Raw genomic sequence first — 22,860 nt, forward strand, 5'->3', positions numbered from 1 at the left:
GTGTTTGCTATGGAGTTAACAATAGAAAATGTGAGTAAATTACAGTTGAATGACTTTTTAAGAGATGACCTGAATTGCCAGTGTGGAAAAAAGCATTCAATTGCGCTGGAGGATGTAATAATTGAAGAAGATGCCATAAAAAAGATTCCGGATTTATTAAAAAAATATGGATTCAAGAAAGTACTTTTAGTTTCAGATGAACATACTTATGATGCAGCAGGAAAACTTGTAGCAGAAACTCTGGATAAAGTTAATTTTGGGTATAAAGAGTTTATATTCAAAATCAAAGAGGACCTTGTACCAGATGAAGAAGCTGCAGGAAAACTTCTTATACAGACAGATGAAGATATAGATGCCATGGTTACAGTTGGTACTGGAACTTTAAATGATTTGGCTAAATTTGTAAGCCATAAATTGAGAATACCATCTATTATTGTTGGTACAGCTCCATCTATGGATGGATTTGCATCAAATGGTGCAGCACTTATAGTTGGAAATTTGAAAATAACTTATGATGCTGCAGTGCCAAAGGCAATTATTGGTGATGTAAATGTATTGAAGAGATCACCGGAAGATATGATATTGGCTGGCTTTGGTGACATAGTCGGCAAGTATTCGGCTCTGAACGATTGGAAATTGAGTAAGATTATAAATGAAGAATACTATTGTGATGTTACAGTTAAAATGGTTGAGGATTCTTTAAAAAAGTGTATAGAAAATGCAGAGGGAATAAAAAACAGAGAATCCGAAGCAATAAAAAATCTAATGGAGGCGTTGGTCTTGACAGGTATAGCCATGAGTTTTGTAGGAAATTCAAGACCGGCTTCAGGTTCTGAACATCATTTGGCCCATTACTTTGAGATGATGCTTTTATTTGAAAACAAGAAAGCAATACTTCATGGAAGAAAAGTAGGAGTCAATACAGTCATAACTACAAAACTCAGAGATATGCTTGCTAACAGCGATATTGATTTTGACAAATCCATATCTGATGCAAAGTCTTTTGATATGGATAAATGGACGAAAGACGTTAATTCTACTTTTAAAGAAGCTGCCAAGGGAATTATTGAAATAAGTGAAAAAGACAAGACCACATCTATTCCAGAAAGACTTAAAAGAATTAAGAGGATCAGGGAGCATCAGGAGGAAATTAAAAAAGTATTGAAAGAAGTTCCATCTACTGAAGAAATAAAGGATATTTTAGTAAAGGCAGGGGCACCAACTTTGCCTGAACAAATAGGAATAAAAAATGAAGCTATTTTAAATGCTGTATTGATGTCCAAAGAGATAAGAACAAGATATACTGTGCTGAGTTTGTTGTCCGATCTTGGACTGCTTGAAAAATTTGCATATGGAATAGAAAAATATTTAGATGAGGTAAGTGATTGAATGAATGATAAATCAATGGCAAATTTACTGAGAAGGATAAAATGTTTTATATTTGATCTCGATGGAACAGTTTATCTCGGAAATAAACTTCTTGACGGCTCCATAGACTTCTTTAAACTTCTGGAAAAAGATAATATAAAATTCAAATTTTTCACCAATAATTCCTCTAAAAATGCAGGGGTGTATATAGAGAAGATAAGAAATATGGGATACAATCTGACAGATGATATGATGTTGATTTCAAATCAGGTCATAATAAATCATCTAAAAGAAAAATTCCTTAATAAAAATGTATTTGTACTGGGAAATAATTATCTAAAAGAAGATTTTAGAAGAGCAGATATAAAACTTACAGAAAAAGATGTTGATATAGTTGTGGTTGGATTCGATACTTCTCTGGCATATGAAAATGTATCCAAGGCGTGTGAGTTTATAAGAAACGGGGCTGTATTTTTGGGAGTTAACCCTGATTTCAATTGCCCTGTGGAGAATGGTTTTATTCCCGATTGCGGTTCAATATGTGCCATGATAACTGCATCTACCGGGGTAAAACCTGAATTCTTTGGTAAACCGTCCAGATATACATTGGAGTATATAATCAAGGATACTGGGCTTGACGAAAGTGATATAGCCTTTGTAGGAGACAGGCTGTATACGGATATTGCAATAGGAAAAGGAAATAATGCAATTACAATACTTGTGCTAACAGGAGAGGCTAAAAAAGAGGATCTACAGAATTCAGATGTAAAGCCAACTCTTATATTTGATTCTCTCGCACAGTTAAAAGATGTATTTGAAAAGTTATACTGAAAAGGGAGCCTTTTATTAGGTTCCCTTTTATTGTATGTTTATTTTCAAAATAACTGCACATAGCATAAAAATTTAGAATAATTTTCTTGAATGTGAAAATAAATCATTGTATAATAAGTAATGTTAATATACGAACAATATTTATAAAAATGGTTTACATAGGGAGGACTTTCAATGAAAAAGGTTACTTTATTTTGTTTGGCTGCAATAATGCTTCTAAGTGGATGCGCTTCTTCCAAAAATACGGCCAAAACTATAAACAACATCCCACAGACTGCTGATGAACAATTTATATTAGGAGGAAAAATAGCAACGAATGAGAAAGCTGATATAAGTTCAAAAGTTTCTGCAAAAATTGATCAGATATCTGTGGATGTAGGGTCAAAAGTAAAGGAAGGGGATATTTTGGCAAAGTTGGATACAAAAGATCTTCAATCCCAGGTAGATGAAGCGCAAGCAGCAGTAAATACTGCAAAAGCGAATCTATCAAATGCACAAAATAACACACGTCCTGAACAAATTTCACAGGCTCAGATTTCTGTGGACAGTGCATATCAAAACTACCAGACTGTTAAGAAAAACTATGACCGTGTACAAGCTTTAGTAAAATCAGGTGCTGCAGCTCAGCAGGAGCTTGATTCTGCAAGTCAGCAAATTACTACTTCACAGGCACAATATAAAACGGCTCAAGAACAACTTGATATGCTGAAAAACGGTCCTACCAAATCAAGTATAGATGTTTTTAAAGCACAGGTGGATCAATCGGAAGCAGCTTTAAAAGCAGCTGAAACTATGCTAAGCAATGCTGTAATAACTGCACCTATTTCAGGTACAGTAAGTTCAAGAAATGTAAATATAGGTGATACAGTTTCTCCTGGATCAGTTATAGTTTCCATAGTCAATCCTACAAATTTATTTATAAATGCATATGCACCTCTGGATGTTGTAAGCCAGCTGTCAGTAGGACAGGCTGTTGATATAAAGATATCTGAAATACCTGACAAAGAATTCCATGGAAAAGTATCTGTTATAAATTCACAAGTCAATGCTCAAAGCAGAGATGTATTAGTAAAAGTTACACTGACAGATAAATATTCCAATCTAAAACCTGGAATGTTTGCAGAAATTGCATTACAAAAGTAAAGAAAGAAGGTTTTGAGCAGCATGAAAGATAAACGAAAAATATTAATCATTGCGATTTTAGTCGCAATTGTGGTAGCATTAATTAGTATAGCCTTTTACTATTGGTATCAAAATACATATTATGTTTCAACTGATGATGCCCAGGTTAGTGCTGATTTTGTAAGTGTAACTCCTCAAATAAGCGGTAAATTATTAGAGCTCAATATGGAAGAAGGAGATACGGTTGTAAAAAATCAGATATTGGCCCGTCAAGACTCAACAAGCCTTCCTGATTCCAATATAGATGAATCTCTAATAAGAGCACCTATAAGTGGAAGAATAGTTAAGAAGCAAGGTACAATAGGTGAAATATGGTCTCTAGGTCAGACTCTTGCAACCATGATAGATCCAAATAATCTTTATATAACAGCTAATATAGAGGAAACTAAACTTGGCAGAATAAGAATAGGACAACCGGTTGATATTACTATAGACCAATTTGGATCACAGAAATTTACGGGTAAAATCAAATCGGTGGGTGAAGCAACTCAATCGGCATTTTCACTTCTTCCATCTTCAGCAAGTGGAACATTTACAAAAGTAGTACAAAGAATACCTGTAAAAATACAATTGAATAAATTTAACAGTAAGATACTTCCAGGAACCAATGCAGTTGTGAAGATTCATGTCAAATAACGAGGTGATAGTTTATGGAACAAAATAATAATGATTCCATATACAGCTGGTTATCTTTAATAGTAGTAGTAATAGGTACGTTTATGTCTATACTTGACAGTAGTATTGTAAACATTGCTATTCCTAAAATCATGACTGTATTTGGTGTATCAATGGATGATTCAAAATGGATACTTACATCATATACCCTGGCACTTGGTGCAATTATACCCCTAACGGGATATCTGCAGGATGTATTTGGATCCAAAAGAGTATATATGTTTGCACTAACGATGTTTACAATAGGATCTATGTTATGCGGCCTATCATGGAATAATACTTCCATGATATCATTCAGGATACTTCAGGCTATAGGTGGAGGAATGATAATGCCAGTTGGAATGTCAATAGTGTATGAAGTATTCCCAAGAGAAAAAATAGGACTTGCACTTGGTATTTGGGGAATAGCTTCCATGGCAGCTCCTGCAATAGGTCCTACACTTGGAGGATATATAATTGGAAAGTTGGACTGGAGACTTATTTTCAATTTAAATGTACCTCTAGGTATAATAGGTGTAATTCTGGCGGCAATTTTATTGAAGGATCCAAAAGTAAAGAAATCGAAATCATTTGACATGATAGGATTTTTATCATCTACTATAGGTGTAGTCAGTATACTATATGTTCTTGGAGAATGGTCTTCAATTGATTGGTCAAAAGCAAGATATCCAATATTATTGGTTCTTGGGTGTTTGAGTTTATTACTGTTTGTAGTAAATGAGCTTACCCATCCTGAGCCTTTACTGGACCTCAGTGTGTTCAAGTTATTCAATTTTACAGTAAGTCAGGTTATAACTTGTGTTTTAACTCTTGCATTGATGGGTGGAGTTTATGTAATACCTTTATTTCTTCAAAACATAAGAGGATATACGGCAATGGAAACCGGACTAATTATGTTTCCTGCAGCAATTGTCGTAGGTATACTTATGCCGATAAGTGGAACCTTATTTGATAAAATAGGAGCCAAACCAATTGTAATACCGGGTCTTGTAATACTTGCCATAAGCTCATATATACTTTCAACGTCTATAAGCATGAATTCCACTAGAGAATTTATAACTATGATTTTATGTGTTAGGTCGGTTGGACTGGGGCTTGCCATGATGCCAATAAATACTGCAGGGATGAATGCAGTACCTACAAAATTGATTGGAAAAGCATCTGCCCTTTCAAATGCTATAAGACAAATATCGAGTTCTTTAAGCATAACAATAATGACTGTAATAATTCAAAATAGAACAAACTACAATTATCTGAAATTATCGGGGCAAATAAATGTTTATAATGAAACTGTCAATAATACTATAAATTATTTAACAAGTGCATATATACACTCAGGTCTGCCCGGTGCCGCTGCAAAAATATCAGCTGTATCTAAATTAGCCGCAATGATTCAAGGCCAATCTATGCTGGATGCCATGTCATATGCTGTAGTTGTAACTTCTGTCATAGTAATTGCAGCTATATTGTTGGCTTTTGTAATGAGAAATGGAAAAGGAATAGCATAAAATAAACAAAACAAGGTAGGTGATTAAACTAAGATGAATCTAAAAAAGGATTCGTTTGCTGGAGATGATAAATTGTTATCGGATCAGGCAGAAAGAATAATTGCTGCATTCAAGAATATCCATAAGCTACTGTGTATCAAATTCAAGGAGAATGCTGATAAATACGGTCTGACGGTACAACAACTTACTGTCATATTTTATCTGTATAAACATCCCGATATAACCTTGAACCAGCTAAGTGAGCACATGATGCTTACAAAAAGTACAGTTTCAGGAATAATAGATAGATTGACTAAACAGGGCATAGTAGCAAGGAAAATACCGGAAGACAACAGAAGAATCGTAAAGCTGTCGCTTTCAGAAGATTTTAAGACGAGTCATGATATACCCATCATGAAACAGAAGTTTATTTCGAATTTTATATTTGATACTATAAAAGATATGGAACGTTCAGAAATAGAAAAATTCATTTCATCTTTAGAGTATTTTGCCTCTCTTATAAAAAAGTGATCAATTGAAGTCAATAAAAAATGATATGCTCCCTTTAAATAATGTTTTTTAACTAGCTGCTGCATAAGGAGCATATCAACTTCATTTATAGTTTTCTATTATTGTACAGTATCTTTGAGATCATATAATGTTTGGGACTCCATTCCCATTCTATTGTCAGAACTATTTCCCTGCGAATTTTTTTCTGAAGTTTCGCTCCACTCGCTTTGATCGACTTTTTTGCCATTTTTCTGAACCCAGGACATAATATCATTTGATTCTCTTCCGCCCATTCCTCCTCCTGAGAGAACATATCTGACTTCACCTTTTTTAACGAGCTCCTTGAACTGACTTAAGGTCAATATCTTGTCGGAACCTGAGAATCCACCAAGTGCCATTACACTTTGACCGCTTTCAAGTATTATGCTCTGGGCTGTATTTGAACTGGATACAACAAGGGCATATTTTACATTGGAAGCATTGGACTTGAGAAATTTTACAAGTTTGCTGTTTTTGCTGCTGTTTATTCCACTGCCATTTCGGCCCATCATAGGATTTTGGGAATTGCCGCTTGACAGAAGTTCAAGCCCGGCTGCAGGTATTGTTCCGCTGACTGCATGATTTATAGCAGCTGAAGACCCTATTGCAGGTGTAATCAGAATTCCTGCAAGTGCAACTGCAGTAAGTATTTCAGTAAAGATTTCTTTCTTTATCAGTTTCAATATTATAAGCAGTGCAGAGGAAATAAAACACATTACTACAGCAGCCGTAATTATTATTCTTATTGTAGAAGATATACTGCTTGTGAAGTATGAAAGCATAACAAGGTGTACGATACCTTCCATAATAAAACTTAGAGGAAGCAGCCATGCTTTTATGCCTCCATTTTTGTACAGTTTCCACATTGACGTTATTCCAATTCCTGACAGCGCTGCAATTGGAGGAGCCATCATAGTCAGATAATAAGGATGGAATAATCCAGTTGTATAGCTGAAATATATGAATTCAGGCAGCAGCCATAAAATCCATAATGCCAGATCCAGTTTTTTTCTGCTGTCTAACGGTAGACGAAATTTTTCTAACATTAATGAAGCTATAAATCCCAAGATGGCCAGTGGGATGAACCAGACTATCTGATCAGACAAAACATTTTTCGAGAATAATCTTGTGATACCCGCTGGAGTTTGACCTCCAAAAGTTCCGGAAAGACCTGAAGAACCGCCAGGACCACCCTGTCCTTTAAAAGATCTATTTTGGAAACCATTTTTTGCATAAGAATCAGGACTTTGTCCTGGAAATCCCTGTCCGCCATTAGGAGGCTGCATATTTTGTGAAAATTGAGAGGAACCATTACCTGAATTAGTTCCATTGCCGTTAGATGCTGGTCTTTCAAAGTTTCTAAATTTTTCATTGCCAGAATTTCCATTGTTTCTCCCTGGGGTTCCACCAGGCCCCATTCCTCCATTTGAACTGCCCAGCCTTTCAAGGCCGTTATGACCGAATATTAGCTCCATCACAGTATTGTTTGAGCTGCTGCCAACGAAAGGCCTGTTCTGCGATGGAATCATGTCAACTACAAAAGCCCAGGACAGTGACACAACAGCAAGTACAACTGTTCCTGCTATCAAATGGAGTATCTTCTTCTTTACAGGTGCAGCTGATGATATTAAATAGGTTATATATATAGCAGGACCTACCATATAAGCTTCCAGCATTTTTATATTGAATCCTATGCCTACAAGCACAAGACTTATTATCAAATACTTGAATTTGCCTTTTTCTGCTGCTTTGGATAAAAACATGCATGCAAACAGTAAAGTCATAACCAAAAGATTATCTACAGTATTATTCCTGCTTGCAGCAACAAAAACGGGTGTTACAGCAAGGCATAGGGCAGATATTATTCCGGCAGCAGTTCCAAAGGATCTTTTAACCATATAGTATAATACTCCCACCGATATAACTCCAGCAAGTGCCTGGGGAAGAATTATGCTGATTCCACTGAATCCAAATATTTTTGCAGATATGGTCTGTACCCAAAATCCCAGAGGTGGTTTGTCTATGGATACGAAACCTGCAGGATCAAAAGATACGAAAAAAAAGTTTTTAAAGTTCATCAGCATACTTTTTACTCCGGAAGCATAATACTCATTTCCATAATTCTCTATAGACAGATTTGCAAAGTTAAGTATTGCTGATAACAACAGTATTGCGGTTATCGCAATCTTTTCTTTTGTAAATTTTATTTTTTTCATAACTTTCCTCCTTAGTTGAAAACCCAAATCTTATACAATATGAAATTTACTGCCTGGGCCATAAGTGTTACAATTATTTTTGCCAGGTATATATTTGAATTAAAATTGCTTATCAGTATTTTCATAAAAACCAATGTAACAGAAAGGGAAATTATATTGACTACTGTAAATTGAAATAATTCATAATATAGTTTTTTCCTGGAGTTGCCTGCTTCAAAGGTCCATTTTTTATTAAATATGAAGCTATTTGCTATACCAAAGCTGTAGCCTATAATTTGGCTTATTGTGTAATATAAACCTATTATGCTTTGGCATATTGTAAAGACAATAAAATCTATAAGTGTATTAAGTATTCCTGTTGCAGAAAAACGACTTAATAGTTTGAGTCTGCCGTTGAAAATGAAATCCATTGTCTTAGTTAGAGAATTCATTTTTATCACGTTCCTTATTTTTATTTATTATACTTTCAATAATATAATTTGGACGATTTTTGCTTTCGTCAAAAATTCTCCCTATATATTGCCCTATTATACCAATGCACGCAAGTATAATGCCAAACATTATAAAATCAATTCCTATAATGAGTCCGAAATTTATTATGCCAGTATTGTCGGACATATGCTTTATAATAATTACGATTAAACAGATTATTCCTATAAATAAAGAAATACAGCCTAAATATCCTGAAAGCAGCAGAGGCTTGTATGAGAAAGATGTTATTCCATCAAGGGCAAGTTTGAGCATTTTTTTAAGGGGATATTTGCTGTCGCCTGCAAGTCTTTCATGTCTTATAAACTCTACTGATGTCTGCCTGTATCCAACCCAGCTTACAAGGCCTCTTACATATCTATTTCTTTCAGGCAATGATTTTAGAGTATCACATACTTTTCGGTCTATAAGCCTGAAATCGCCAGTATCTACAGGAATTTTTATACTTGTAATACTGTCCAGCAACCTGTAAAATGTCTTTGCTGTAAGTTTTTTAAAAAAGGTTTCCCCTTTTCTTTGGGCCCTTTTCCCATAAACTACATCATAGCCTTCCTTCCATTTTTCAATCATCCGTAAAATAACATCCGGAGGATCCTGAAGATCTGCATCTATTACCACGATTGCTTCCCCGGAAGCATATTCCATTCCAGCGGTTATTGCACATTGGTGTCCAAAATTTCGCGAAAAATTGATAAGCTCTATATTTTTATCTTTGCGGCATATTTTTTCTGTCTTGATTCTCGTTCCATCCGAACTTCCATCATTTATAAATATGATTTCGTAATCTTCACCTGTAGAATCCATTACTGATTTCAATTGTGAATAAGTTTCTTCAATTACAAGTTCTTCGTTGTATAAAGGAACTACTATGGAATAAATTATATCGTCATTCATTTTAGTCACCTCGATTTGATTATTAATTATATATATTATTTTGGGAGTTGAACCTTAAAAAATACTTAAAAAATACTTAAAAAAATGAACAATAAATGTAAATTAAATTTAAACACTGCAATTTATAATATATAATTTATAATAGGAGGTAAAGTTTATGAGATTACTTTTGATTGAAGATGAAATTATGCTTTCTGATGCACTTGCATACATTCTTAGAAAGAATAATTATAATGTGGATGTTGCCAATGATGGAATTGAGGGCCAGGAAATGGCTGAAACAGAAATATACGACATAATAATACTCGACAGGATGCTTCCAGGAAAAGATGGACTGGATATTCTGAAAGGATTGAGGAAGAAGGGAATTGAAATTCCGGTAATCATACTTACGGCTATGGATTCTGTTGAAAATAGAGTGGAAGGTTTGGATAATGGAGCGGATGATTATCTTATAAAACCTTTTTCCAAGGAGGAACTTCTTGCAAGGATAAGAGCACTTGGAAGGAGAAACATGAATTATATCCAGGATGGAAATATTAAATTGAATTCTTTGTTATTTGATCCGCTTAAAGGAGAAATTGAGTATAATGAGAACAAGGTAAAGCTCACTTCTAAAGAATCTCAGCTTTTGGAACTATTAGCGAGGAATAAAAATCAGGTTATAACCAGGGATCAGATATTGGATAGAGTATGGGGAATTGATTCTGATATAGAAATGAACAATAATATTGAGGTATATTTTTCACACCTGAGAAAAAAACTCAAGTGCATAAAAAGTGGTGTTGTTATAGAAACAGTTAGAGGTGTAGGATATTGTTTAAAAGAGATTTGACTATGTTCCGCAAATTAAAATTAGAGCTCATTTTAATTAATTTGATATTAACCGGGCTTGTACTTATTACTATATTTTCAGGTATATATATTTTAATGCAGAGAAGTTTTGATAATTCAGCCTATATGAGAATGTCTAAGACGGCCCACATGGGGAATATACCTCCATTAATGGAGCCTCCTCCAGAGAAAAGACTTAATTCGTCAGAAGATTTCTTTATAAAAGTAGATGGAAATGGAAACATCATAGATATGTCTTTGAATTCCACATTGTCAAAAACAGAATCACAAAGTTTAGTAAAGAAAGTGTTTGATATGGAGGAAGACAAGGGTACTGTAAATTATAATGATATTGCCCTGAGATATATCAAGGTTCCTAAAAGTTATGGGTTTATTGTAGTACTCCTGGATAAATCTGTTGATAGTGAAGTGCTGAGACGTCTGATAATTATATCTGCAGTAATATGTATTATAAGTCTTGTACTTGTATTTATAATAAGTTTATTTCTCGCCAATATATCACTTAAACCTGTGATAGGTGCATGGGAGAAGCAGAAGGCTTTTGTTGCCGATGCATCTCATGAACTCAGAACGCCGCTTGCAGTTATTACTACAAACCTTGATATAGTTCTTGACAATGATGATGAGCTGGTATCAGGTCAGAAAAAATGGTTGGGGAATATTAAATTGGAAACGGACAGGATGACCAAACTCATAGAGAGTCTTTTGTTTCTTGCAAGATCTGATTCCAATAAGAGTCAGGTTTCATTTATGAAATTTGATTTAAGTAATGCTGTTATAAAATCAGTAGTCCCATTTGAAGCAGTCTGCATAAAAAATGGAATAAACCTTAAATCCAATATTGAACCTGACATAATTTTTATGGGAAATGAAGGACGAATTAAGCAGCTTATAGCTATCTTGATTGATAATTCGCTAAAACATACTCCGGAAGGAGGCTCGATAAAGGTTAAAGTACATAGAGTTAAAAATGGAATCGAAATATTGGTATCTGATACTGGAGAGGGAATACCCGAAAATCATCTAAACAAGATTTTTGACAGGTTTTATAAGGTCGACAAATCAAGAGCCAAAAGAGAAGGTAATTTTGGACTTGGGTTGGCAATTGCAAAGACAATAGTTGAGGAACACAGGGGTAATATAAGTGTATCAAGCACTGTGGGAAAGGGATCCACGTTTAGAATTGTGTTTGTAAATTAAAAATAACTTGGCAGAGAGTGTGCATCTGCCAGATGCTGAAGAGACATCTGGTAAATGCAGGCTCTTTTATCATGGCCTGATTTTGACAATAAGTAAAGCTTTTCTGGACAGTGTGATAACGATTAAGCTGCTATATAATTTTATTAAGGAAGAAGAACATAAAATATATGAATTTTGGTTAGTATAATTCAGAGTATGTTTATTAATAAGGCAATTAATAAATTTTAGCAAGGAGATACAGATATGGAATATTATTTGGGCATAGATATTGGTGCCTCAAGTGGAAGGCATATTTTAGGCCATGTGGAAAATGGAAAATTAAAGATTGAAGAAATTTATAGATTTGAAAATGGAATAGGCAAAATAAATGATGAATACTGCTGGGATATTGAAAATTTGTTCAATGAAGTTAAAAATGGCATAAAAAGATGTCGGGAAATAGGTAAAATTCCAAAGAGCATAGGAATAGATACATGGGGTGTGGATTTTGTACTGCTTGATGAAAAGGATAAAGTGATAGGAAATGCAGTATCCTATAGAGATAATAGGACAGAGGGGTTTATGGAAAAAGCCTTTGAAAAGATACCAAAGGATATGCTGTACTTGTATACTGGAATTCAATTTCAAAGATTTAATACCTTATACCAGTTACTTTCTATAAAAGAGAAACACAAGGATTATCTAGAAAAAGCAAAGACATTTTTGATGATACCTGATTATTTGAATTTCCTGTTAACCGGGAAAAAGACAGCAGAATATACAAATGCTTCCACCACCCAGCTTTTGAATTCTTTTGATAGAACGTGGGATGACAAGATTTTGAATACTTTTGGTATAAATAAAAGTATTTTTCAAGAAATAAGACTGCCTAAAACAAAATTAGGCAATTTAAGAAATGAACTGGTAGATGAATTTGGTTTTGACACGGAGGTTATTTTAGTGGCATCTCATGATACAGGATCAGCTTTTATAGCTTCAGTTTGCAATGATGATGAAAGCATATTTTTAAGTTCCGGAACATGGTCCTTGATTGGTGTTGAAAATCGTTTCCCGATATGTGTTCCTCAAGCCATGAACTACAATTTTACCAATGAGGGAGGAATAGATTATAGATACAGATTCTTAAAAAATATAATGGGGCTTTGGATTATTCAAGAAGTTAGAAGAAATCTTGACAATAAATATTCTTTTGCAGAAATTGCGGATTTGGCAAGAGATTATATGGACTTTCCTTCAATAATTGATGTAGATGATGACAGATTTTTGAAACCTGAAAATATGATCCAGGAAATTAAAAACCATTGTATTGAAACAAATCAAAAGGTCCCGGAAGAAGTTGGGGAGATTGCAATTTGTGTCTTTAACAGTTTGGCTTATAGTTATAAAAGTTCAGTTGAATCTCTTGAAGAGATATTTGAAAAACCATTCAAAAAAATAAATATCTTTGGTGGGGGATGCAAAAATGATTTATTAAATGAAATAGTTGCAAAGGTTACCGGAAAAACGGTATTTGCCGGTCCATCAGAAGCAACAGCTATAGGTAATATTTCAGCTCAGCTGCTAAGCTCAGGAGCATGCAAAGATCTGGGCGAGGTAAGAAAATTGATAGGTAATTCTTTCAATATCAAAGAATTTAAATAAATTAAAGTGAGGTAAAGCAAATGAGTGTTAAAGAAAAATATGAATTGGCAAAAAAGGAATATGAAAGATGGGGAATAGATGTCGACAAGGCTTTGGAAGAACTTAAAAAAGTTAGAATATCCATACACTGTTGGCAGGGTGATGATATTGCAGGATTTGAGGTGGATCAGAAGGAACTGTCTGGAGGAATTGCTGCTACGGGAAATTATCCTGGAAAGGCAAGAAATCCAGAGGAGCTTAGAAAAGATCTGGATAAAGCATTAAGTCTTATTCCAGGGAAACACAAGGTAAATCTTCATGCCATATATGCTGAAACTGCTGGAAAATTTGTAGAAAGAGATGAAATAAAACCTGAGCATTTTGAAAATTGGGTATCCTGGGCAAAGAAAAATGACCTGGGCTTGGATTTCAATCCTACAATATTTTCTCATGACAAAGCAAAAGATGGACTTACACTTTCCAATCCCGATAAAGAGATTCGTGATTTTTGGATAAGACATTGTATTGCTTCAAGAAAGATTGGAGAGTATTTTGGAAAGGAACTTGGAAAGACTTGTCTGACAAACCTTTGGATACCAGATGGTTATAAGGACATTCCAAGTGACAGGCTCGGACCAAGACAGCGTCTGAAAGACTCTTTGGATGAAATATTTAAAGAAAAGATAGATAAAAAATATAATTTGGATTCTGTGGAATCAAAAGTTTTTGGAATAGGTGCTGAATCATACACAGTTGGTTCCAGTGAGTTCTATCTCAATTATGCAGCAAAAAATGATGTGTTGTGCCTGATGGATACAGGACATTATCATCCAACAGAGGTAGTATCGGACAAAATTTCATCAATGCTTCTGTTTTCAGACAAAGTTGCCCTTCATGTAAGCAGACCGGTTCGTTGGGACAGTGACCACGTTATAATTCTGGATGATGAACTTAAAGAGCTTGCAAAGGAAATAGTAAGGAATAATGCACTTGACAGAGTAATAATAGGTCTTGATTTCTTTGATGCGAGCATCAACAGGGTAGCGGCATGGGTTATCGGTACGAGGAACATGATAAAGGCGCTTTTGAATGCAATGCTTCTGCCGAATGAAAAATTGAAGGAACTCCAGAATGAAGAGAACTATACTGACAGACTTGCCCTGCTGGAGGAATTCAAAACATATCCGTTTGGTGCCGTATGGGATTACTATTGTGAGATAAACGATGTTCCTGTAAAAGAAAAATGGCTTGATGAAGTAAAAAAATATGAAAAAGAGGAATTATCAAAAAGGGAGTAGTGATAAAAGTGAAAGTAGAAGAAGCGGAATTTGTAAAGGACTATATAAAGATAACCTATGATGCCTGGCTCAAGGGATGGCACGAGCGAAACGGCGGCAACCTGAGCTACAGGATAGCAGAAGACGATGTAGACGGCATAAGAGGGGAACTTGACGAAAGTTCAGAGTTCAAGCCAATAGGAGTCTCAGTTCCGAATCTTGCAAATGAATATTTTCTTGTAACCGGCAGCGGAAAATACATGAGAAATATAAAACTTGATCCTGAAGCCAATATAGGTGTGGTGAAGATAGATGAAAAAGGTGAGAACTACAAGATAGTATGGGGACTTTTAAATGGAGCAAATCCTACCAGTGAGTTTCCATCACATCTCATGAGCCATTCGGTTAAAAAAGAAGTTACAGCAGGCAGAAACAGGGTCATATATCACTCGCATACTACCAACCTGATTGCGCTTACCTTTGTTCTGCCCCTTGACAGCAAGGTATTTACGAGGCAGCTCTGGGAGATGGCAACGGAATGTCCTGTAGTATTTCCATCAGGAGTTGGAGTTGTACCGTGGATGGTACCGGGAGGAGCAGCCATTGCAAAGGAAACCAGCAAGCTTATGAGAGAATTTGATGTAGTAATATGGGCACATCATGGAACTTTTGTCTCGGGAGAGACGCTGGATCTTGCCTTCGGACTTATGGACACGGCAGAAAAATCAGCTGAAATTCTTGTAAAAGTACTGTCCATGGGTGGAAAGAAACAGACTATAACAGCAGATAACTTCAGAGATCTTGCAAAAGAATTCAAAGTTACCCTGCCTGAAAAATTCTTATATGAATAATTGATTTGACAAGGAGAGATTGCAGATGATAAATCGTATAGTTCTTAATGAAACTTCCTATTTTGGCAAGGGAGCCATAAGCATAATTCCGGAGGAAGTAAAAAAAAGACAGTTCAAGAAGGCATTTGTCGTTACAGACAAGGATCTGATCAAATTCAATGTAGCACAAAATGTAACGAAGAAGCTCGATGAAGCGGGAATACCTTATGAGATCTATGACAATGTAAAACCGAACCCTACAATAGAAAATGTACTTACAGGAGTTAAAAATTATGCCCAGTCGGGTGCGGATTTTATTATAGCAATAGGTGGAGGATCTTCCATAGATACCTCGAAAGCAGTGGGAATAATAACAAACAATCCGGAATTTTCAGATGTAAAATCCCTTGAGGGGGAAGCAGAAACAAAGAACAAGTCCGTTCCTATAATTGCAGTGCCGACTACGGCGGGAACAGCTGCAGAAGTTACAATCAACTATGTAATAACTGATGAAGAAGCTACCAAGAAGATGGTATGCGTCGATCCGAAAGACATTCCAATAATGGCAGTAATCGATCCTGAAATGATGGCTTCAATGCCAAAGGGACTTACGGCATCAACGGGTATGGATGCACTTACCCATGCAATAGAAGGATATACGACAAAAGGAGCATGGGAACTTACCAACATGTTTGAACTAAAAGCAATAGAACTTATATCAAAGAATCTTGAAACTGCAGTTTTCGAACCAAAGAACATGGAGGCGAGAGAGGCAATGGGAGTTGCCCAGTATATTGCAGGTATGGGATTTTCAAATGTAGGACTTGGAATAGTTCATTCCATGGCACATTCACTCGGTGCATTCTACGACACACCGCATGGAGTTGCAAATGCCCTTCTTCTTCCGTATGTAATGGAATATAATGCACCTTCAACTGGAGAGAAATACAGAGAGATAGCCCGCCAGATGGGGGTTGAAGATGTAGATGGAATGAGTGCTGACGAGTACAGAAAGGCAGCAGTTGATGCAGTCAGGAATTTATCAAAGAAGATAGGAATTCCACAGACGCTATCTGAAATTGGAGCAAAAGAGGAGGATCTTCCAAGACTTTCGGAAATTGCCTTCAAGGATGTATGTACACCTGGAAACCCGAGGGATACTTCTGAAACTGAAATTCTTGACATATACAAGAAAGCCTTCAAATAAATGATTTGATTTGTTAATTCATGGTTTTGTTATTCTGCATCATTCAGTGATGCAGAATACTGAATCATCTACAGTACAATTTACATAATTGTATTTTGTATATGTTGAAATCGTATATATGTATTTTTATAAAATGAAATTTAGGAGGGATAAAATGATTAGAAAAGGAATTGTAATGAAGGTTTATGAAGGTTTCCATGATGAATATCAAAAAAGGCACAGTGAAATTTGGCCTGAGATGGTTGATATGATACATGAATATGGAGGAAAAAATTATTCAATATTTTTAGACAAGGAAACTAATACTTTATTTGGATATCTGGAAATAGAGGATGAAGAAAAGTGGAACAAGAGTGCAGAAACAGAAATTTGTCAAAAGTGGTGGGCCTATATGAAGGACATAATGCAAACGAATCCAGACAATAGTCCTGTATCAGTGGATTTAAAAGAAGTATTTCATATGGATTGATGAACATATAAAAGATTGGAGGAATTCAAATGTCTGATAAACAAGGTAATTTTAAAGAAACTTTGACGGTTTCAATGTCGAATTTCCTGGATGCAGGTGCAATTGTAGCAGGTGCAAGTGGATTGACATTGTGGATGAGCTTTCTGAATTTGGACGATATGGCTTTGGGACTTCTTGGAGCAGTTAGTGCCAATGGTTTTGGTGCAGCACTTGGAGCATTGATAGGCGGTCCTTTAGCTGATAAGTATGGAAGAAAATTTATTTATAGGTATGATTTATTGTTTTATATGCTTGGTGTTGCACTTATAGCGTTATCATTTAATTTTCCTATGCTTTTAGCAGGTTATATCATCACAGGTATAGCAGTAGGTGCGGTAGTTCCTGCATCATGGAGCTATCTGGGAGAACAGGCTCCAGCGGGAAAACGTTGCGCAAACATTGGATGGGGCCAATTTTCCTGGGGATTTGCTCCTATGACTATATTTGTTCTATCCATTTTTTTAAATAGATTGGGACTTTTAGGAAATAGAATCATGTTTGGAATGTTGTTTGTCATAGCATTGATTACGTGGATTCTGCAGCAGCAGATTCAGGAATCAAAAATATGGGAGGAGCAGAAAGAAAAGGAAAAGGCAGAGGACTTTGTAAAGGCTCCAACTAGTGAGATATTTACAATTAAGGCAAACAGGCATGCATTTATTCTCTCCGCAGGGATTTACACTTTGTGGAACCTGGTTGCTGGATTACAGGGATATTTCTTACCATTCATCTTTACTAAAATAGGTAACTTGAACAATCTACAATCCAATGGTTTAAATGCAATTATATGGTTTATGACGATTTTGTTTACTTATCTGGTATTCATAAGAAAGGGAGATGTATGGAATCGTAAGGCAGTATTTGCAGTAGGATGTGTTATGGAAGTTGCGGCATGGCTTGTTCTTGTCTTTGCACCTGTAGGATTGGTTTCACTTATAATCTTTGATATGTTGTGGGGAATTTCAGCAGGCTTTAGTGCACAGTGCTTTTTCGCTCTTTGGAGTGTGGAACTCTTTAAAACGCAGTATAGAGGCAAGGCACAGGGAATCATATTTTTCCTGGTACGTGCCGGAGTTGGAATAATTTCTTTGGTTTTCCCTACTATGTTGACGGCGCTTGGTTTCCAAAAGACAGGATTATTCCTTGTAGCAGTTTTGGCCATTCAGTTAGTTATAGGACTTATATATACGCCTGAAACAAGGGGAATGAGTGTTTACGAAATAGAAAAGCAAAGATATGGGAATGACTATTAATAATCTGTTTAGTTGTAAATATAGAAGTATTATTTCTATAAAATAAAAATTAAGTATGGCATACTGTGCCCGACCATGTTATAGAGAATTTATTACGAGAAATATGCATGGAGGTGATCATGGTATGCCAATTAACATATTAAAGATCAAATAAAAAACACCGATTAATATAAATAAATATACCTTTAGAGAAGGTGATGCACATGAATATTAGGGATTTGGATAAAAAGCTCAGGGAAATGAGTCCCAGTGAAGAAAAACTGAAAAAATTATCGGGATTTAAAAAAGATAAAAGCTATGATATGGAGCTGGAAAGGCATTTTTCAAACAGGATTATAAAGAACAGCTGGGTTATAAACAATGAAAAGCTTATGAAAAACTCAGAGGATATATCCATCCGTAAGCATGACAGATTTGTTAAATTCAACAAGCATAAGCATGATTATCTTGAACTGGTCTTTGTTTATTCTGGAAGTATAAGACAGACTGTTGATGACAAGTCCATTGAAATAAAAAAAGGTGAAATTTTAATTATGGATATGAATGTGGAGCATAGTATTGAAGAGTCGGGAGAAGATGACATAGCCATAAATGTACTTATAAAAAAGGAGTTTTTTGACTGGGTATTCATGCACCAAATTGCAGATAATGATTTGATGTCAAATTTTATTGTCAAATCATTGTATGAAAAAAATAAATTCAAACAGTTTTTGTATTTCAAAACATCAAAAAACAAAAAAGTATGGAATTTTATGATCAGCATATTAATGGAATATCATGATAATAAAAATGGTATGGAAACTGCAATAAGGGCATATATGATACTGTTGTTCAATGAACTGCTGAGAGACTATAACAAATATCTGCCCCATAATGTAGTATACAAGATAGATTCAAGCATAGCTGTTGAAATTATGAAATATATAGGAAATGATTATAAAAATGCAAATCTCAAGGATTTAGCTGAACACTTCAATTATAGTACTGATTATATGGGAAAACTGGTTAAAAAAGTTACAGGAAAAACATTCAAGGAACTTCAAAAAAATATAAAGATAGAGCGTGCCAAGTATCTGCTTAAAAATTCAAACACATCAATATCTGATATCGTTTCAAAAGTTGGATACTCAAATTTAAGCTATTTTTACAAACAATTTAAGGAAGATACAGGTATTACTCCTGATGAGTATAGAAAAAACTTATAAATCAAATCCAGTAATATTATACAAAGGACTGTAAAGGATTACCTCCAAGGTTAATCTTTTACAGTCCTTTGTACTTATTTTCTACAAAATCGGCTAAAATTATTGGAGCCGAATATATAATAATAATATGGTACAAATTCTGCCGCTGTTTGGAATAAATATTGCAGTAATAAAATCAGGGGGTGCTTATTTTGTATAATAATGAAAAAAGAGATATATTCTCAATAATAGGAGGTGAAGATAAAAAAAATCCACTTACAGACGAAAAAATTGCAAAATTATTAAATACTACAAGAGAAAAAGTAACTGAAGCAAGACTTTCCAATAATATACCCGATTCGAGAGAAAGAAGAAAAGCATTTATATTAAAGGATATTTTACACTTATTGAAAAGATATAAAAATATATCAGACAGGAAATTAACAGGTTACTTGAATGATATGGGATATAACGTATCTAGATTTACCGTGACTCAGCTTAGAGATGAGGTTAAAAACAGCGAGGAATTCAATAAAATGATGGTTGAAAATGTAGAGAATATGGATAAACAAACTGGTGATAATATGGGTTTTGATGTCCATGATCCCCATTTTTTCAAAGAACTTATAGGATCAAATGGAAGCTTGAAGCTTCAGATAAATCAGGCAAAAGCGGCAATACTGTACCCACCACATGGTCTTCATACACTTTTATTGGGACCATCGGGGGTAGGTAAAAGTTACATGGCCGAGGCCATGTATAATTTTGCGGTAGCATCGGGAACCTTTACAAAGGATGCCCCATTTGTAATATTCAATTGTGCCGACTATGCTGATAATCCGCAATTGCTTCTATCTCAATTATTTGGACATAAAAAAGGTGCTTTTACCGGTGCAGATTCTCAAAAAGAAGGATTGGTAGAAAAAGCAGATGGAGGAATACTGTTTTTGGACGAGGTTCACAGGCTGCCAAATGAAGGACAGGAGATACTATTTAATCTACTGGATAAGGGGAGCTACAGAAGGCTGGGTGAAACTGAAAATCTTAGAAAAACCAATGTCATGCTTATTGCTGCTACTACAGAAAATCCGAAATCATCTCTTCTTATTACCTTTAGAAGAAGAATCCCAATGGTTATAGAAATGCCTTCACTTGAAGAAAGACCGATAATGGAAAGATATTATATAATAAAAGAGTTTTTTTTGAAAGAAATGCACAGGCTTCAAAAGAAGATTATTGTAGAAACTGATTCAATAAAAGCACTTATGTTTTATGATTGTCCAGGTAATATAGGACAGATAAGGAGCGATATACAGGTAGGATGTGCAAGAGGTTTTTTAAATTGCATGGCGGTTAAAACAGATGAAGTCATAATAACTATTTCTGATTTTCCCAATTATGTAAAAACAGGACTTTTAAGAGTAGATAAAAGGGGACCTGAGATAAATAATATTTTGAATAAAGATCTTGTAATAAATGAAGATAAAACTTCTACAATAAATGCCATAAATGATAGATATGTTATGACGGAAAATATATATCAGTTTATAGAGGAAAGATACAATGAATTGGAAAACAAAGGATTTTCGAAATCGGAAATAGAGGGCGTAGTTGGAAATGAAGTTGAGGAAGAATTAGAAAATTTCGCTAAAAATATAAATCATGGTACGGCTATATCAAAGGAGGAACTAAGAGAGATTGTAGGTGTTGATATAATGAAAACTACAGAACAGGCAATTTCTATAGCACAGACTGAAAACCTAAACATAAAGGGTAATTTATTTTATTCGCTTGCAATACACTTAAGTTCTACTTATGAAAGAATTGTCAATAAAAAGATCATAAAAAATCCTCACCTTGAAAGCATAATTAAAAACAATCCCAGAGAGTTTAATATAGCAAAAAAGATGTCACGTGTAATTGATGATAATCTGCATATAATAATTCCAGAAGATGAAATAGCATTTATTGCAATGTATCTAAAAACATTTTCAAACGAGGAGATTATTGGGAAAGGGAAAGTCGGCATTATTGTAATTACACATGGACATGTAGCTGGAGGAATGGTGGAAGTTGCAAATAAACTTCTGGGAGTGAATCATGCTGTTGGTGTGGAGATGGCATTGAATGAAAGTCCAAAAGCTGTGCTGGATAAAACTATAAAATTAGTCGAGAGAATAGATGAGGGAAGAGGATGTTTGATACTTGTCGATATGGGATCTCTTGTAACTTTTGGTGAAATAGTAACGGAAAAGACAGGTATTCAGACAAGAGTTGTAGGCAGAGTTGATACAGTTATGGTTCTGGAGGCATTGAGAAGGGCAATAATATTAAACAGCGGCCTGGATGATGTGGCCAATAATCTGGATGAAGATAAGAGATATGTGGCCAGGGTACAGGGAATACCAAATGGAAAAAAATTATCTAAAGCGATAATTACCATGTGTATTACCGGGAAGGGAACTGCCATTAAAATAAAGTCTTATATACAGGAAGTAATTTCTTCATTTGACGAAGACATAAATTTGATTCCGTTGGGTTTTATAGACGAAAATGACATCCAGGATAAAATAAGAAAGATAAGAGAGACAAATGACATAATAGCATTTGTGGGAAGCATAAATCCTGAAATAGAGAATATCCCATTTATTTCTGTGGAAGAGATTCTTGGAGAGAGTGGAATAAGCAAATTGAGAAATCTTATAAATAGTGAAAAGGTTATATATAATCCCATAAGAGAAATTTTAGATGAAAATCTTGTAGTAGTCAATCTTAAAGCTGATACTAAGAATCAGGTAATAGACAGTCTGGTTGAAATTCTGGAAAAAAACAGCTATGTAAACGATAAGTTTATGTTAAGTGTTTACAAACGTGAAGCCCTAGGTAATACCTATTTGGAGGGAGGAATTGCAATACCTCATGGTGAATCAATTTATACCACTAAACCTGCCATTGCTGTAGCAATACTTTACAAGCCTGTGGAGTGGGAGAGGGAATGTAAGGTGAAAATTGCATTTATGCTGGCACTGAATGAAGATTCAAAATCCTATATAGATGGGCTCTATAGTATTATAAGAAACAAAGAAATATTAAATAAAATCAAGAATACAGTGGATAAAAGGGAATTAATAGATTTGCTGAGTTCAAGGTAATACATTTTCAGCCTTACTTTTGGCATGGCATTTGCTTTAGTAAAATGGTGAAAAATGAATGACGATTAAGGAGGTTTTCCCAG

General features: G+C 34.9%; 19 protein-coding genes. 16 read left to right on the forward strand and 3 right to left on the reverse strand.

The window, feature by feature from the left end; genetic code table 11:
• Positions 1-9 precede the first annotated feature (9 nt).
• The 6 genes from LKE46_RS16595 (at position 10) to LKE46_RS16620 (ending at position 6,074) form a co-directional block, all read left to right on the forward strand.
• Positions 10-1,389: a sn-glycerol-1-phosphate dehydrogenase gene (locus tag LKE46_RS16595; protein WP_291724969.1), complete on the forward strand. Its 1,380-nt coding sequence runs from the start codon at positions 10-12 to the stop codon at positions 1,387-1,389.
• Positions 1,390-2,199, forward strand: coding sequence for an HAD-IIA family hydrolase (locus LKE46_RS16600; RefSeq protein WP_291724972.1), 810 nt, complete (start codon positions 1,390-1,392; stop codon positions 2,197-2,199). It begins immediately after the preceding gene.
• Positions 2,200-2,373: 174 nt separating this feature from the next.
• Complete coding sequence (locus tag LKE46_RS16605; RefSeq protein ID WP_291724975.1) at positions 2,374-3,342, forward strand: HlyD family secretion protein; 969 nt, start codon at positions 2,374-2,376, stop codon at positions 3,340-3,342.
• A gap of 21 nt (positions 3,343-3,363) precedes the next feature.
• Positions 3,364-4,017 carry an HlyD family efflux transporter periplasmic adaptor subunit gene (locus tag LKE46_RS16610; protein ID WP_291724978.1) on the forward strand — a complete coding sequence of 218 codons (654 nt, stop codon included), beginning with the start codon at positions 3,364-3,366 and terminating at the stop codon, positions 4,015-4,017.
• Between the two features lie 14 nt (positions 4,018-4,031).
• Positions 4,032-5,564, forward strand: coding sequence for a DHA2 family efflux MFS transporter permease subunit (locus LKE46_RS16615; RefSeq protein ID WP_291724981.1), 1,533 nt, complete (start codon positions 4,032-4,034; stop codon positions 5,562-5,564).
• Positions 5,565-5,597: 33 nt separating this feature from the next.
• A complete protein-coding gene (locus tag LKE46_RS16620) occupies positions 5,598-6,074 on the forward strand; it encodes a MarR family winged helix-turn-helix transcriptional regulator (RefSeq protein WP_291724984.1) in 477 nt (158 codons plus the stop codon).
• A 98-nt stretch (positions 6,075-6,172) separates the two neighbouring features.
• Here LKE46_RS16620 and LKE46_RS16625 read toward each other — a convergent pair whose 3' ends face one another.
• Genes LKE46_RS16625 through LKE46_RS16635 form a run of 3 tightly spaced genes read right to left on the reverse strand, consistent with a single transcriptional unit; the run spans position 6,173 to position 9,691 of the window.
• Complete coding sequence (locus tag LKE46_RS16625) at positions 6,173-8,308, reverse strand: glycosyltransferase family 39 protein (RefSeq protein ID WP_291724987.1); 2,136 nt, start codon at positions 8,306-8,308, stop codon at positions 6,173-6,175.
• A gap of 11 nt (positions 8,309-8,319) precedes the next feature.
• Positions 8,320-8,739, reverse strand: coding sequence for a GtrA family protein (locus tag LKE46_RS16630; protein WP_291724991.1), 420 nt, complete (start codon positions 8,737-8,739; stop codon positions 8,320-8,322).
• Positions 8,723-9,691: a glycosyltransferase family 2 protein gene (locus tag LKE46_RS16635; protein WP_291724994.1), complete on the reverse strand. Its 969-nt coding sequence runs from the start codon at positions 9,689-9,691 to the stop codon at positions 8,723-8,725. Before LKE46_RS16635 ends, LKE46_RS16630 begins: the two co-directional genes overlap by 17 nt.
• Before the next feature lie 157 nt (positions 9,692-9,848).
• Here LKE46_RS16635 and LKE46_RS16640 point away from each other — a divergent pair, with 157 nt between their 5' ends.
• From LKE46_RS16640 to LKE46_RS16685, 10 genes are all read left to right on the forward strand, one after another.
• Complete coding sequence (locus tag LKE46_RS16640) at positions 9,849-10,526, forward strand: response regulator transcription factor (protein ID WP_291724997.1); 678 nt, start codon at positions 9,849-9,851, stop codon at positions 10,524-10,526.
• Between the two features lie 2 nt (positions 10,527-10,528).
• Positions 10,529-11,746 (forward strand): sensor histidine kinase, encoded by a 1,218-nt coding sequence (locus LKE46_RS16645; RefSeq protein ID WP_291724999.1) that lies wholly within the window; start codon positions 10,529-10,531, stop codon positions 11,744-11,746.
• 243 nt (positions 11,747-11,989) lie between these two features.
• On the forward strand, positions 11,990-13,387 hold the full coding sequence (rhaB, locus tag LKE46_RS16650; RefSeq protein ID WP_291725002.1) for a rhamnulokinase: 1,398 nt from the start codon (positions 11,990-11,992) through the stop codon (positions 13,385-13,387).
• Positions 13,388-13,407: 20 nt separating this feature from the next.
• Positions 13,408-14,664: an L-rhamnose isomerase gene (rhaA, locus tag LKE46_RS16655; protein WP_291725005.1), complete on the forward strand. Its 1,257-nt coding sequence runs from the start codon at positions 13,408-13,410 to the stop codon at positions 14,662-14,664.
• Positions 14,665-14,672: 8 nt separating this feature from the next.
• On the forward strand, positions 14,673-15,494 hold the full coding sequence (rhaD, locus tag LKE46_RS16660; protein WP_291725008.1) for a rhamnulose-1-phosphate aldolase: 822 nt from the start codon (positions 14,673-14,675) through the stop codon (positions 15,492-15,494).
• A 25-nt stretch (positions 15,495-15,519) separates the two neighbouring features.
• Complete coding sequence (gene fucO, locus LKE46_RS16665) at positions 15,520-16,680, forward strand: lactaldehyde reductase (protein ID WP_291725011.1); 1,161 nt, start codon at positions 15,520-15,522, stop codon at positions 16,678-16,680.
• A 154-nt stretch (positions 16,681-16,834) separates the two neighbouring features.
• Entirely contained in the window at positions 16,835-17,149 is a 315-nt protein-coding gene (rhaM, locus tag LKE46_RS16670) for an L-rhamnose mutarotase (protein WP_291725014.1), read from the forward strand.
• Positions 17,150-17,178: 29 nt separating this feature from the next.
• On the forward strand, positions 17,179-18,441 hold the full coding sequence (locus tag LKE46_RS16675; protein WP_291725016.1) for an MFS transporter: 1,263 nt from the start codon (positions 17,179-17,181) through the stop codon (positions 18,439-18,441).
• Between the two features lie 203 nt (positions 18,442-18,644).
• Positions 18,645-19,646 carry an AraC family transcriptional regulator gene (locus LKE46_RS16680; protein ID WP_291725019.1) on the forward strand — a complete coding sequence of 334 codons (1,002 nt, stop codon included), beginning with the start codon at positions 18,645-18,647 and terminating at the stop codon, positions 19,644-19,646.
• Between the two features lie 191 nt (positions 19,647-19,837).
• Positions 19,838-22,777, forward strand: coding sequence for a sigma 54-interacting transcriptional regulator (locus tag LKE46_RS16685; RefSeq protein WP_291725022.1), 2,940 nt, complete (start codon positions 19,838-19,840; stop codon positions 22,775-22,777).
• The last annotated feature ends 83 nt before the right edge of the window (positions 22,778-22,860 follow it).

This window comes from Clostridium sp. (genome assembly GCF_022482905.1).
In the GTDB taxonomy this organism is placed as follows: domain Bacteria; phylum Bacillota; class Clostridia; order Clostridiales; family Clostridiaceae; genus Clostridium_B.

Coding starts and splice junctions, on each gene's coding strand:
- LKE46_RS16645 (WP_291724999.1), top strand. CDS start 10,529: ATGTTCCGCAAATTAAAATTAGAGCTCATTTTAATTAATTTGATATTA.
- LKE46_RS16615 (WP_291724981.1), top strand. CDS start 4,032: ATGGAACAAAATAATAATGATTCCATATACAGCTGGTTATCTTTAATA.
- LKE46_RS16640 (WP_291724997.1), top strand. CDS start 9,849: ATGAGATTACTTTTGATTGAAGATGAAATTATGCTTTCTGATGCACTT.
- LKE46_RS16675 (WP_291725016.1), top strand. CDS start 17,179: ATGTCTGATAAACAAGGTAATTTTAAAGAAACTTTGACGGTTTCAATG.
- rhaM (WP_291725014.1), top strand. CDS start 16,835: ATGATTAGAAAAGGAATTGTAATGAAGGTTTATGAAGGTTTCCATGAT.
- rhaA (WP_291725005.1), top strand. CDS start 13,408: ATGAGTGTTAAAGAAAAATATGAATTGGCAAAAAAGGAATATGAAAGA.
- LKE46_RS16595 (WP_291724969.1), top strand. CDS start 10: ATGGAGTTAACAATAGAAAATGTGAGTAAATTACAGTTGAATGACTTT.
- LKE46_RS16620 (WP_291724984.1), top strand. CDS start 5,598: ATGAATCTAAAAAAGGATTCGTTTGCTGGAGATGATAAATTGTTATCG.
- LKE46_RS16625 (WP_291724987.1), bottom strand. CDS start 8,308: ATGAAAAAAATAAAATTTACAAAAGAAAAGATTGCGATAACCGCAATA.
- rhaB (WP_291725002.1), top strand. CDS start 11,990: ATGGAATATTATTTGGGCATAGATATTGGTGCCTCAAGTGGAAGGCAT.
- LKE46_RS16605 (WP_291724975.1), top strand. CDS start 2,374: ATGAAAAAGGTTACTTTATTTTGTTTGGCTGCAATAATGCTTCTAAGT.
- fucO (WP_291725011.1), top strand. CDS start 15,520: ATGATAAATCGTATAGTTCTTAATGAAACTTCCTATTTTGGCAAGGGA.
- LKE46_RS16600 (WP_291724972.1), top strand. CDS start 1,390: ATGAATGATAAATCAATGGCAAATTTACTGAGAAGGATAAAATGTTTT.
- LKE46_RS16680 (WP_291725019.1), top strand. CDS start 18,645: ATGAATATTAGGGATTTGGATAAAAAGCTCAGGGAAATGAGTCCCAGT.
- LKE46_RS16610 (WP_291724978.1), top strand. CDS start 3,364: ATGAAAGATAAACGAAAAATATTAATCATTGCGATTTTAGTCGCAATT.
- LKE46_RS16635 (WP_291724994.1), bottom strand. CDS start 9,691: ATGAATGACGATATAATTTATTCCATAGTAGTTCCTTTATACAACGAA.
- LKE46_RS16630 (WP_291724991.1), bottom strand. CDS start 8,739: ATGAATTCTCTAACTAAGACAATGGATTTCATTTTCAACGGCAGACTC.